This is a genomic window from Chryseobacterium sp. HNCC26DJ241, assembly GCF_057180505.1.
Window position 1 is genome coordinate 75,797 of sequence record NZ_JBXUGL010000008.1, and the last position, 11,812, is coordinate 87,608.

Genomic DNA, 11,812 nt, shown 5'->3' on the forward strand with positions numbered 1-11,812 from the left:
GATTTATTTTTTTATTTTTTTAAACTTTTCTGCCATTCCCAAGTAGTACGCAGAGATTCTTCCAGAGAGGTTTCAGCTTTCCAGTTAAGTTCTTTTTCTGCTTTATCTGCATTGGCGTAAGCAATAGTAATATCTCCTGCTCTTCTTTCACAAATCTGATACGGAACTTTTACATTATTTGCAGTTTCAAAAGCATTTACAACTTCCAAAACTGAAGAACCTTTTCCTGTTCCTAAATTATAAATATCAATCGCAGTCTTTTCTTCCGTTTGTATTAGTTTTTTCAAAGCTGCAACGTGAGCTTTTGCCAAATCTACTACATAAATATAATCGCGAATTGCTGTTCCGTCCGGAGTTGGATAATCATTTCCCCAAATGCTTAGTTTTTCACGAATTCCGGCAGCAGTTTGCGAAACATACGGAATAAGATTATTCGGAACTCCTATTGGTAGTTCTCCTAATTTTGCAGACGGATGTGCACCTATCGGATTAAAATATCGAAGCAAAGAAATTTTTTTCTGATAAGCCGTTGCAAAATCTTTCAGGATTTCTTCTCCCATTTGTTTGGTTTTTCCATAGGAGCTTTCAGGAAGTTTTAAAGGTGTGTTTTCATCAATTGGCATTTCATCTGCCTGTCCGTAAACGGTACAAGAAGAGCTGAAAATAAAATTGGAAATATCCCTTGTTTTAAATTCCTGCAAAATATTGATTAGAGAAAATAAATTATTCTCATAATAATCCAATGGTTTCTCCTGACTCTCTCCTACTGCTTTGAATGCCGCAAAATTGATACACCCCTCAATTTTATGAGCATCGAAAACCTGAGAAAGCAATTCCTTTCTTTTTAAATCGAAAGGATAAAAAACCGGTTTTTTGCCTGTGATTTCTTCAATATTATTGAGAATAAACCTTTCGGTATTTGATAAATCGTCTACAATAACTACATCAAAATTATTATTTAAAAGTTCTACAACTGTATGAGAACCAATGTAGCCGAGACCGCCTGTTACAAGTATTGTCATTTTTTAATGTTTTCTTTACTTTGACAAAGTTCCAAATCTTTGTCAAAGTTTTTTAATTAAATATTATTAAACTCTTGTTGGTGAGAATTTTTAAAATTTTCTACTCCTGAAAATAATTCTAAAATTTCATTTCTTTTTACCTTAGTTTCTGACAAAGACAGTATTGAACGGTAGGAAGAAAATTTATAATTTTGATAATCTTCAGGATTTTTGTGAATATAAATTATTAAATTTTTCAAATAATCTTCATTTTCGATTCTAATTCGTTTAAACGGTGATTCAAACAAAGGACCAGATCGCAAATATACCTTGTTGAATGCTTGTGTATAAGAACTTATGAGTTTACCAAATGCTTTACTGAAAATTACTTCTGAAGAATGTAAACCTTTTTCATAAGAATTCTGATCTGAAGGTTTTTCAATATTTGGCTTTGTTTTAACAATAAAATGAAAATGGTTTGGCATCAAGCAATATGAATAAATATCAAAATAATCCAATAAATATTTTTCAACTTTTCTGAGAAAAAAAGAAAAGTTTTCATTATTTAGGAAAACCCGCTGAGAATTTATTCCCCTATTGAAAAGGTGATAAAATCTGTCACTTTCTACTATATCATCTCTTATTTTCATCTGTAAAACTTTGTCAAAGATTTTAGAACTTTGACAAAGTAAAAAACTCCAACACAGCTTCAGTAATATACTTCAACTGCTCTTCATCCAATTCTGTGTGCATCGGAAGAGAAATTACCTGATCCAATAATTTATCGGTATTCACAAAATCAGCATCATTACTTTCCTGATAATACGCTTTTTGTTTGCGCAAAGCAACCGGATAATAAATCATTGCAGGAATTTCTTTTTCTGTGAGATATTTTTGTAATTCATTACGTTTCCCGTTTAAGATTCTCAAAGTATATTGATGAAAAACATGGGTAGAATTTTCTGCTCTTTTAGGGGTTAAAATATCCGGATGACCAGCAAATGCTTCGTCATAATAATCTGCGGCTTTTCTTCTTGCATCATTATAAGAATCCAGATGAGGAAGTTTTTTACGCAAAATAGTTGCTTGGATACTATCTAATCTGGAATTGACTCCCACTTCATCATGATAATATCTCTCGTACATTCCATGGTTTACAATTCCTCTGAGTCTATGAGCTAATTGATCATCATTTGTAAAAATAGCACCTCCATCTCCATAGCAACCCAAATTTTTTGAAGGAAAAAAGGAAGTCGTCCCTATTATTCCAATTGTTCCGGATTTTTTAGATGTACCATCGGAAAAATGAAAATTTGCACCAATTGCCTGAGCATTATCTTCTATCACAAAAAGATTATGCTCTTTTGCAATTTTTAGAATTTCCTCCATATTAGCACATTGCCCAAAAAGATGTACGGGAATTATTGCCTTAGTTTTGGGTGTAATTGCTTTTTTTATTTTCTCAATATCAATGGTGAATGTATCATAATCCACATCTACCAAAACTGATTTTAATTTCAATAGATGAATTACTTCTACTGTTGCAGCAAATGTAAAATCAGCAGTAATTACTTCATCACCTTCTTGTAAATCTAAAGCCATCAATGCAATTTGCAAAGCATCTGTCCCATTTGCACAAGGAATGACATGCTTTACATCAAGGTATTGCTCCAGTTCGTGTTGGAAAAATTTTACTTCTGGTCCATTTATAAAAGCGGCAGAATCCATAACATTAAAAACAGCATTATCCACTTCATTTTTTATTTTGAAATACTGTGTTTGCAGATCTACCATCTGGATCTTTTTCATAAAAATTTGTTTCCGTAAAAATACTGAAATTTATTTGTTGAGAAAATCTCTCTCCAAATACTTCAACTTTTATTTAAAATTGATTTATCTTTGGATAAAAATTTTTCAATGAAAAGAATTTTATTTTCTTCTATGTTTCTCGTTTTTAGTCTGATAAATGCACAGACTGAACTCGTTTTTGTGTTTTTTAAAGACAAACCCAACAAAGCTGCTTTTTACTCGAATCCGTTGTCAGAGCTTACTCAAAAATCATTGGATAGACGTACCAATTTAGGAATTCCACTCAATGATCAGGATGCACCTATTGAACCTACATATATTCAGAATATAAAAAATTTAGGGTACACTGTTGCAGATTATTCCAAGTGGCTAAACGGAGTAGCGGTAAATGCAACAACTACACAAATACAGCAATTATCACAGCTTTCTTATGTAGATCATGTGGAAAGTTTTGTAAAAAATCCAAACGGAAAAATGAGGCAGCATGTAGATAAGTTTGATAAAGAAACCTATAGCAAAGATGCTCTTACAAATTTTAACTACGGAAATTCTGCTGCTCAGATCGATCAGATTAATCTAAGAGCTTTACATGTTGCAGGTTATACAGGAACTGGAGTTACTATTGCAGTTATTGATACCGGTTTTCCTTATGTAAATACAGGTTCTGCTTTTTCAAGAATGAGAAATAACGGACACATTAAAGGAACATACAATTTTATTTCGAAAACTACCAATGTATACAGCACTTCTCTTAATAGTCATGGTGCAATGTGTTTGGGTATTATTGGTGGATATATTGACGGAACATTTGTAGGCTCTGCTCCGGATGCAGATTTTTATTTATATGCTACAGAAGATGCAGCAAATGAAATTCCCGAAGAAGAACTTTACTGGATAGAAGCTGCTGAAGAAGCTGATAGAAAAGGTGTAGACGTTATTTCTACATCATTAGGCTATTCAGAATTTGATGATGCTCGTTATGATTATACTTATAGTCACATGAATGGTACTACAAGTTTCATAGCAAGAGGCGCAAAAGTAGCCGGAGACAAAGGAATTTTTGTATTAATTGCTGCCGGAAATGCAGGACAAAGTCTGTGGCATTACATTTCCACACCGGCAGATAGTCCAAGTGTATTCAGTATAGGTTCCGTTACATCTGCCGGAAATTCTTCAGGATTTTCTTCTTATGGTCCTAATTCCGCAGGTGTTATAAAACCCGATGCAGCAGCGAGAGGAAGTAATACATATTACGCTTATAATAATTCTTCTAGTTCTGGTAGTGGAACGTCTTTTTCTACTCCGCTTTCCGCAGGTGGTGTTGCATGTTTGTTACAAGTATTGCCGAAAACGTTATCCAGAGAAACCGTTAAAAATACATTGAGACAAAAAGCATCTCTTTATCCCAATCATACAGATCAAATGGGTTATGGAATTTTAAATTTCGGAAATGCGTATGCTCAGTATCTTGCTGTTTCTGAAACTGCAAATAACGCCTTCAATGTATATCCAAATCCAAGTAAAGGAGACTTTATTGTAGATGCAAAAAATTCAGGAAACATTAAGATCTATGATATGAATGGAAGAATGATTCATTCCACGAAAGTATCGAAAGGAAAAAATCAAATGAATATGAAAGTAAATTCCGGAATCTATGTAATTACATCTGAAATAGATGGAAAAAGGGTTTCTGAAAAACTTATCATAAAATAATTTTAGTAGTTGATAGGTTTTAGTTGTCAGTTGATAGTTTGATATTCAGCATTTTATAAAAAAGCACGATAAAACCATAACTTATCCAAAAATATATATAAAAGCATGATATTTTTTGTCGTGCTTTTTTTTGGGTAGATAAAGTGAATTTTCTTGATCTAAATTTACTCATTTGATAAATCAGGAAGCATTTCTGAAAAAGAAAGATCAGGATTTAGTATTTCTTTGATAAGATTTTTTACAGAAATTAGTGAATCTTCTAAGTTTCCAACAGCAAATTCCAAAGCGGCTACTCCTCTATTCACTTCTGCAAAGCTCCAGATTCCGGTTTCTGTATTGTCGGTAGAAAATTCAGGAATATTTTTCACTACATACTGATATATACATAGTTGCATTGCTTGTTTTTTATCATAGTTTCTGAAAAAATCCTCTACATTAGAATCTGTAATACTTATTCTCAGATTTTTTGTTTTCGCAGTTTTATAATCAATGATACGAAGTTTTCCATTTAATCGGTCAATGCGGTCAATGTAGCCATAGAGTGAAACTTTATCCGTTTTTTCTTCATCAAGATAAAAATCTATATTTTCAAATTTCCTTTCAAGCTCTATTATTTCTAATGTATTTCCTTTTTTTATCAATTGAAGATCATAATTCAAAATTTCACTCAGTACTTTCGAAGCAATGGATTTATGAATAAAATTCATTCCTCTTTCATAAAACTCAGGTTGATGTTTCAGTTTTTCGATAGAATTATTAATTGCTTGATCTCTTTGTAGAAGTAGAGCTTGCAAATCATTCTCTGACAATATTTTACCCTTTACTTTTTCATACAATTCCTGAAGTGCATAATGGATTAGATTTCCATAATTTCGGGAAGAAAGTTCTTCTTCTATTTCATCGGCTTCGTAGGCATTCAGAATTTTTGAAAAATAAAAATCAACAGGATTATAGAGATAAGTTGTGAGATGGGAAACGGAAACTCTACTCTTCCATTCTTCCAATTTTTCTAAAACCTTTGGAGTTTTTGAAATACTAATAATTTTCGACTCTATTGGTTCGAAAGTATTTTCAATGATTAAATGTTCTATTTTATGCGGGCTTTCCATTTCCATTTGTGTAATGAAACGGCTTTTTTCTCCGGTATTCACTCCGGAACTTAAAACATTGAAAAGCAGGTGTATATTTTCAGAATCCTGAATCAAACGATAAAAATGATAGGCATAAATACTATCGCTTTCTATAAAAGTATTAAGCCCGAATTGCTGACGAACATCAAAAGGAAGATAAGTATTTTGGGAATTTCCGAGTGGGATTTTTCCTTCGTTCACAGAAATCATAATCAGATTTTTGAAATTCAGGAGACGGGTTTCCAATAATCCCATTACTTGCAAACCCTGCAAAGGTTCTCCTTGAAAATCAATAGTTTCCGAATTTATAAGTTGCTGTATCAATACTTCCAGAGTTTCTATTCCGATTTCAAAATCATACGGTTGTATTTGATTCTGTATAATTTTAAAACTTTTTTCAAAATGAGAAATGCTCTCAAAAAGTATATCGTCTGCGTATTCTCGAAATTTCAATTCATAGCAAAAATCAATAAAAAATTTAAGAAGTTCTTTTGAATCTTGCCTTTGCAAAAGAGGGTAAAAACTAAGTTCACTTAAAAGTTCGTCTAAAAGTTTTTTAGAAATATAGACAATATTCCGTTCCTCAATTTTTCTTAGAAATTGGGAAATAATTTGATCTTCCTTTTCACTTTTGGGCAATTCTTCCAGAATTGGCAAGACATCATTATAATAATAGGAATCCTTTTTTAGCAATTGTTTCTGCAAATAGAAAACCTGTTTTACTGCATTAGAGAAAGAAAGATTTTTTAGCGGAAATCCCATTGTTATATTCAACGGACCGGTAGAATTTAAAGCATCTAAAGCAGCAGGAAGCAAATTTTCGTCCAGAAGAACAACGGCTGTTTCTGAAAGATTGGGAATTTTCTTTAAAATTTGAGGAAGAAGTTTGGTTTGTGAAATATTTCCTGAAACTTCGTAAGCATTGATATTTTTAGGTTGAACAAAATCATTATCAATCCATTTGAATTCCCTGCTGTCATTAAATTCCTTCCAATTTTTGTATTGCCTTAAAAATTTTCCGGCTTCCTGACGTGTATCGTTTATATAATATTCATCTGCATGAAAGTAACAATCTACTTTGTCCCATTGCAAAAGGTTTTTCACGAGATTTTCTTCCACCGGAGTAAAAGCATTGAAACCTAAAAAAACAAATTTCCTATTTGAATTTTTTATAAAATCCGAGGTATTTTGCCTTGCTTTTTCATTTATCATTCCGGAAGTAGCCAATTCATTTTTCTGAAGTTCTTTCTTTAATTCCGGAAGAAACTCGATCATTTTTTTCCAGAAATTCAGGTTTTGCTTTCTGGCATTGGTTTCATCTCCAAGATTTTCGCTCCAGTTTTTGATGCGTTCTTCATCCAGCATATATTCCAGCACTTTTTTATCATTTTCTGTGAATTTCAGCATATCGTCCCAATCTTTCAGCAAGGTTGGAAACCATTTCAGAAAATGGGCAAAATCTTCAGAAGGATATTTTTTTCGATAAAATTCATAAGCAAATAGCCAAAGCGCAACTCCTTTAATTTCCTGTAATCCGGATATTTTTGCAATAAGCTCTTCTATCGTAACAAAATCCGGAAGAAAACCGGAATATTCTTTTTCCTGAAGAATTTTTTTAATGAAAACGACAGGTCTTTTTCCGGGTATCACAATTGTAATATTCTCTAAATCAGAATACTTTTCAAGAATATCGGAAATGCTTCTTTCTAAAAATTTCATGTCTATTGGTAGGCTTCCAGATCTTTAAGCATATTGGAAACCTGAAGATTATATTCTTCTTGTTTTTCAGGAACGGTAGAATTTTTAGTTTCTAAATCGTAGGATTTCTGAAAGGCTAAATATTCCTTATAAATCTCATCGTAATGTTTCTTAAAAAAACGATCGAAATCTGATGATTTTTTTATTTTCTGAACAACCATTTTTCGGATTTTACGAACGTATAGCTCTGCTATATCAAAATGCAATTGTTCATGTTTAAGAAGATAATCGCCTAAATTTTCACTCTTTTTCCAAGATTTATCTTCATAAAAAATAGCCCTTACATTTATAGAAATTTTGCCATTAGGATTTGAAGATTTTGAAATAGTATAAGAAATACCGCAATAGGTATATGCAACAGAACTGTCAGTATCTTTTTTATAGTTCAGCGGAGCTTTAAAATTTTCCCAATTCAATCTTTTTTCGGAATTCCAAGATATTTTCTGGGCATGAAATAGAATTCCGAAAAAAGATAAAAAAAGAGTAAAAAATAATTTTATCATTCTACAGTTATCGTTTTTTCCAACCAGATATCATTGTTGGAAGCATCTTTTCCCTGCCAGAATTTGAAGGTATAATTTCCTGTTTGTTGTGGCTGAAAATTAAATTTTGTAGCACGAGGAGCAGATGTTGTACAAGCTCCGTTAGTTTTAAATTTATACGCTGTCACAAATCGGTTAAAATCTGCTCGAACATAATCATAATCGTAAAAACCTTCACATCCGGAAGTATAATTGGAATATGTAATGATGCTTTGTGTAGAATACAGCTGCATAGTATCATTTACGAGTTTCACACTATCAATAGCAACTTTTGAAACGTCTGTAATTTCATCAAAATTATCATTGTCATCATTGCAGGAGAATAAACCTGTTGCAAAAAGTCCTGCAATTCCTAATTTTATTATCTTTTTCATAACCTAAACTTTTGATTTTTAATTATATAACAAAAATTATCCCAAAATATATTCACATAGATCAGGAATTGAAATTCCCTTTTGAAAGATAAACCACTTTTTTGGTTTCAAAAAAATCTTCTTCAAAATAATTTTTCAATTGGAAAATTTCACATTTCAATCCTGCCAATTCTTCCGCCAGATCGCCACCTTTCAAATACAGAACTCCATTGTGTTTTGGATTAAATTGTTCTTTTTCAAATTTCCCTTTCAGCCATCGTAGAAATTCCGGCATTTGTGTAACGGCTCTGCTCACTACAAAATGAAATTTTTCTTTCAGTTTTTCTGCCCTTCCGTGAATGGCTGTAAGGTTTTGCAAACCAATCCCTTCCGCAACGGCATTCACAACCGTAATTTTTTTACCAATGGAATCAATTAATGTAAATTGAACTTCAGGAAATAAAATTGCTAAAGGAATCCCGGGAAAACCGCCACCTGTCCCAATATCGAGAACTTTGGTTTCGGGTGCAAATTCCATCACTTTTGCAATTCCCAAAGAATGGAGAATATGCTTTTCATAAAGCGAATCGGTATCTTTTCTGGAAATTACGTTTATTTTTTCATTCCAATCTTTGTACAGATCTTCTAATTTTCGGAACTGTTCTTCCTGTTTTTCAGAAATTTCCGGAAAATATTTTTTGACTAATTCTACTGACATCTTATTATATTGAGACAAATTTAGCAAACAAGTTTTAAAAAATGCAGAAAAAAATTATATTTGGGAAACTAAAAATCAAATATGGAAAAGTATTCTGAAAGAGTAAGCCGAATGAGTTTTTCACAAACTTTTGTAATGAGTAACAAAGTGCGAGAACTGAAAGCTGCTGGTATTGATGTTATAAGTTTAACTTTAGGCGAACCTGATTTTGATGTTCCGGAAAATATAAAAGAAGCTGCTTTTAAAGCTATTAATGAAAATTTCAGCCACTACTCTCCGGTTCCGGGATTTTTAGAACTGCGACAAGCGATTGCCCACAAACTGAAAAGAGATAACAATCTTGAATACAAACCAACGCAAATCTGTGTTTCCAGTGGTGCAAAACAATCTATTTTTAATGTTTTGGCTTCCATTATTGATGATGGTGACGAAGTGGTTCTTCCTGCTCCTTTTTGGGTAAGTTATGAAGAAATGGTGAAAATGATGGGCGGAGTTTGCAAAATTGTAGAAACCTCCATCGAAACTGATTTTAAAATCACTGCAGAACAATTAGAAAAAGCAATTACACCGAAAACCAAGGCTTTATTATACAGTTCTCCTTGCAATCCTTCCGGAAGTTTTTATACCTATGAAGAATTAAAAAGCATTGCTGAAGTAGTAGCAAAATATCCGAAAATCACCATTATTTCTGATGAAATCTATGAATTCATCAATTATGAAGGAAAACATACTTCTATTGCAGAATTTCCGGAAGTGTACGAGCAAACTGCCGTAATCAACGGGATGAGCAAAGCGTTTGCAATGACAGGTTGGAGACTTGGATATTCTGCTTGTCCGGATTGGCTGGCTTCAGCTTGCGAAAAAATTCAAGGACAGGTAACTTCCGGAGCTAATACAGTGGCACAAAGAGCTTCTATCACAGCTTTAGAAACCGATCCTTCCGAATATCATTACATGATTGAAGAATTCAAAAAAAGAAGAGATCTGGTTTATAATCTAATGAAAGACATTCCCGGATTTAAAGTAAATTATCCGAAAGCTGCCTTTTATTTTTTTCCTGATATTTCCTATTATTTAGGCAAAACGTTAAAAGGAAAAGTAATTGAAAATTCTGATGATTTTGCCATGTTTCTTTTAGAAAATGCACATGTCGGAACAGTTGGAGGTTTATCTTTCGGTAGCCCGGAATGTGTTCGTTTTTCTTATGCCGCTTCTGAAAAAGATCTTACCGAAGCCATGAAGAGAATTAAAGAGTGTTTGGAAGATATTTAATAAACTTCATTTGGTTTTAATCAATACAATAGATTTTATTTATTAAAAATCATTTTTATATAGATGAAATTTACTATTTTTGTGTTATTAAAATTTAACCTTAAAAAATAAAATTATGTCATTAGTAGGAAGAAAATTTCCAAACATTACTGTAGATGCGATGTCTGAAATGGGTGATGATTTAAAGATCAATGTATTCGAAGAAGCTACAAATAACCAACAAAAAGTTTTGCTTTTTTGGTATCCAAAGGATTTTACTTTTGTTTGTCCTACGGAACTTCATGCTTTTCAGAATGCTTTGGGAGAATTTGAAAAAAGAAATACCAAAGTAATTGGTGCATCTTGCGATACCAATGAAGTACATTTTGCATGGCTGAATACACCAAAAGATAACGGTGGAATTGAAGGAGTAACCTATCCTATTTTAGCAGATACGCACAGACAATTGGCTAATATTTTAGGAATTGTAGATCAGGATATTGATTTTGATGATGAAGGAAACGAAATCTTCACAGGTTCTAATGTAACATATAGAGCAACTTATCTTATTGACGAAACCGGAAAAATTTTCCATGAATCTGTAAACGATATGCCTTTAGGTAGAAATGTAAAAGAATATTTGAGACTGATTGATGCTTATTCTCATGTTCAGAAACATGGTGAAGTTTGCCCTGCAAACTGGGAAGAAGGTAAAGATGCTATGAAAGCTGACAGAAATTCTACTGCAGATTATTTGGCAAAAAACTAATATAAAGTGTTAATTTGAAAATGAGATAATTTGAAAATTAAGGATTATCTCATTTTCTTCTATTCTTAACTGGTAAAATGACAAAAAGCATATAAATTAGCTTTCTCGACCGCTTTGCAATTAACACATTTTCAAATTAATAAATTTTCAAATTAAAATTATGTACACAGAATTAGCAGAAGATCAACTGCATACTATTGTAAGCGAAAATGAAAAAGTGGTAGTTCAGTACGGAGCTTCTTGGTGTGGAAACTGTAGAATTATGAAGCCGAAATTTAAAAAAATGGCTTCGGAAAATGAAGAAATTCCTTTTTTGTATGTAGATGCAGAGAAACTTCCGGAAAGTAGAAAACTTGCAAAAGTGGATAATCTGCCTACGTTTGCCGTTTTCAAAAATGGAGAATTATTGAATCAGGTTCAGACCAATAAAGCAGAAAATTTGCACGAACTTTTTAATGAATTGAAATAATGAAGCTACCAATTATCAGACAACTGTATCAAAACCAGACTCCCGAAAATCTTGAAAAAACATTGGAAGTTCTGGAAAGTTTTTCAGAATTTCGTGGTGTTTCGGAAGAAGATCTGGATGTGACGGGAGAACTCATCACCAATATTTGCGGAGCTCTGGAAGTACACGCAAATGTAGCAAACGGAATGTCCGAAAAAGATGCCCTTAATTCCTTTGCACAGAAAGTTTTAGGAAGCATTGATAAGTAGTTTTAAACTATTTTTATAGTATAGAAAAATGAAATGTTCGGTCAAAAATTG

The 11,812-nt window shown here is 32.4% G+C and carries 12 protein-coding genes; 5 read left to right on the plus strand and 7 right to left on the minus strand.

The window, feature by feature from the left end:
- Positions 1 to 11 precede the first annotated feature (11 nt).
- From galE to AC2A1C_RS06430, 3 genes are read right to left on the minus strand one after another with little or no spacing between them, the layout of a single operon-like run.
- Positions 12 to 1,022, minus strand: coding sequence for a UDP-glucose 4-epimerase GalE (galE, locus tag AC2A1C_RS06420; protein ID WP_484024499.1), 1,011 nt, complete (start codon positions 1,020 to 1,022; stop codon positions 12 to 14).
- A gap of 56 nt (positions 1,023 to 1,078) precedes the next feature.
- Positions 1,079 to 1,651: a transposase gene (locus AC2A1C_RS06425; RefSeq protein WP_484024501.1), complete on the minus strand. Its 573-nt coding sequence runs from the start codon at positions 1,649 to 1,651 to the stop codon at positions 1,079 to 1,081.
- Positions 1,652 to 1,673: 22 nt separating this feature from the next.
- Entirely contained in the window at positions 1,674 to 2,810 is a 1,137-nt protein-coding gene (locus AC2A1C_RS06430; RefSeq protein ID WP_484024503.1) for a DegT/DnrJ/EryC1/StrS family aminotransferase, read from the minus strand.
- 108 nt (positions 2,811 to 2,918) lie between these two features.
- Here AC2A1C_RS06430 and AC2A1C_RS06435 point away from each other — a divergent pair, with 108 nt between their 5' ends.
- Entirely contained in the window at positions 2,919 to 4,523 is a 1,605-nt protein-coding gene (locus tag AC2A1C_RS06435; RefSeq protein WP_484024505.1) for a S8 family serine peptidase, read from the plus strand.
- 164 nt (positions 4,524 to 4,687) lie between these two features.
- Here the strand turns inward: AC2A1C_RS06435 and AC2A1C_RS06440 are convergent, their stop codons facing one another.
- The 4 genes from AC2A1C_RS06440 to rsmG all read right to left on the minus strand — a co-directional run bounded on the left by AC2A1C_RS06440 (position 4,688) and on the right by rsmG (position 9,024).
- Positions 4,688 to 7,372, minus strand: coding sequence for a PD-(D/E)XK nuclease family protein (locus AC2A1C_RS06440; protein WP_484024507.1), 2,685 nt, complete (start codon positions 7,370 to 7,372; stop codon positions 4,688 to 4,690).
- A gap of 2 nt (positions 7,373 to 7,374) precedes the next feature.
- Positions 7,375 to 7,914 (minus strand): DUF922 domain-containing protein, encoded by a 540-nt coding sequence (locus AC2A1C_RS06445; RefSeq protein WP_484024509.1) that lies wholly within the window; start codon positions 7,912 to 7,914, stop codon positions 7,375 to 7,377.
- Positions 7,911 to 8,327 carry a hypothetical protein gene (locus AC2A1C_RS06450; protein WP_484024511.1) on the minus strand — a complete coding sequence of 139 codons (417 nt, stop codon included), beginning with the start codon at positions 8,325 to 8,327 and terminating at the stop codon, positions 7,911 to 7,913. Before AC2A1C_RS06450 ends, AC2A1C_RS06445 begins: the two co-directional genes overlap by 4 nt.
- Positions 8,328 to 8,388: 61 nt before the next feature.
- Positions 8,389 to 9,024 (minus strand): 16S rRNA (guanine(527)-N(7))-methyltransferase RsmG, encoded by a 636-nt coding sequence (gene rsmG, locus AC2A1C_RS06455; RefSeq protein WP_484024513.1) that lies wholly within the window; start codon positions 9,022 to 9,024, stop codon positions 8,389 to 8,391.
- A gap of 81 nt (positions 9,025 to 9,105) precedes the next feature.
- On the opposite strand from rsmG, the gene AC2A1C_RS06460 reads away from it, so the two are divergent.
- The 4 genes from AC2A1C_RS06460 (at position 9,106) to AC2A1C_RS06475 (ending at position 11,761) form a co-directional block, all read left to right on the plus strand.
- Entirely contained in the window at positions 9,106 to 10,296 is a 1,191-nt protein-coding gene (locus tag AC2A1C_RS06460; protein ID WP_484024514.1) for a pyridoxal phosphate-dependent aminotransferase, read from the plus strand.
- A 115-nt stretch (positions 10,297 to 10,411) separates the two neighbouring features.
- Positions 10,412 to 11,044 carry a peroxiredoxin gene (locus AC2A1C_RS06465; protein ID WP_484024516.1) on the plus strand — a complete coding sequence of 211 codons (633 nt, stop codon included), beginning with the start codon at positions 10,412 to 10,414 and terminating at the stop codon, positions 11,042 to 11,044.
- Positions 11,045 to 11,204: 160 nt separating this feature from the next.
- Entirely contained in the window at positions 11,205 to 11,513 is a 309-nt protein-coding gene (locus AC2A1C_RS06470) for a thioredoxin family protein (protein WP_484024518.1), read from the plus strand.
- Positions 11,513 to 11,761 (plus strand): DUF6952 family protein, encoded by a 249-nt coding sequence (locus AC2A1C_RS06475; protein WP_484024520.1) that lies wholly within the window; start codon positions 11,513 to 11,515, stop codon positions 11,759 to 11,761. Before AC2A1C_RS06470 ends, AC2A1C_RS06475 begins: the two co-directional genes overlap by 1 nt.
- Positions 11,762 to 11,812 lie beyond the last annotated feature (51 nt).

Excerpts from the sequence above, each read along its gene's own strand:
- AC2A1C_RS06450 (WP_484024511.1), bottom strand. The coding sequence starts at position 8,327 with ATGAAAAAGATAATAAAATTAGGAATTGCAGGACTTTTTGCAACAGGT.
- rsmG (WP_484024513.1), bottom strand. The coding sequence starts at position 9,024 with ATGTCAGTAGAATTAGTCAAAAAATATTTTCCGGAAATTTCTGAAAAA.
- AC2A1C_RS06460 (WP_484024514.1), top strand. The coding sequence starts at position 9,106 with ATGGAAAAGTATTCTGAAAGAGTAAGCCGAATGAGTTTTTCACAAACT.
- AC2A1C_RS06425 (WP_484024501.1), bottom strand. The coding sequence starts at position 1,651 with ATGAAAATAAGAGATGATATAGTAGAAAGTGACAGATTTTATCACCTT.
- AC2A1C_RS06430 (WP_484024503.1), bottom strand. The coding sequence starts at position 2,810 with ATGAAAAAGATCCAGATGGTAGATCTGCAAACACAGTATTTCAAAATA.
- AC2A1C_RS06475 (WP_484024520.1), top strand. The coding sequence starts at position 11,513 with ATGAAGCTACCAATTATCAGACAACTGTATCAAAACCAGACTCCCGAA.
- AC2A1C_RS06445 (WP_484024509.1), bottom strand. The coding sequence starts at position 7,914 with ATGATAAAATTATTTTTTACTCTTTTTTTATCTTTTTTCGGAATTCTA.
- AC2A1C_RS06465 (WP_484024516.1), top strand. The coding sequence starts at position 10,412 with ATGTCATTAGTAGGAAGAAAATTTCCAAACATTACTGTAGATGCGATG.
- AC2A1C_RS06440 (WP_484024507.1), bottom strand. The coding sequence starts at position 7,372 with ATGAAATTTTTAGAAAGAAGCATTTCCGATATTCTTGAAAAGTATTCT.
- AC2A1C_RS06435 (WP_484024505.1), top strand. The coding sequence starts at position 2,919 with ATGAAAAGAATTTTATTTTCTTCTATGTTTCTCGTTTTTAGTCTGATA.
- galE (WP_484024499.1), bottom strand. The coding sequence starts at position 1,022 with ATGACAATACTTGTAACAGGCGGTCTCGGCTACATTGGTTCTCATACA.
- AC2A1C_RS06470 (WP_484024518.1), top strand. The coding sequence starts at position 11,205 with ATGTACACAGAATTAGCAGAAGATCAACTGCATACTATTGTAAGCGAA.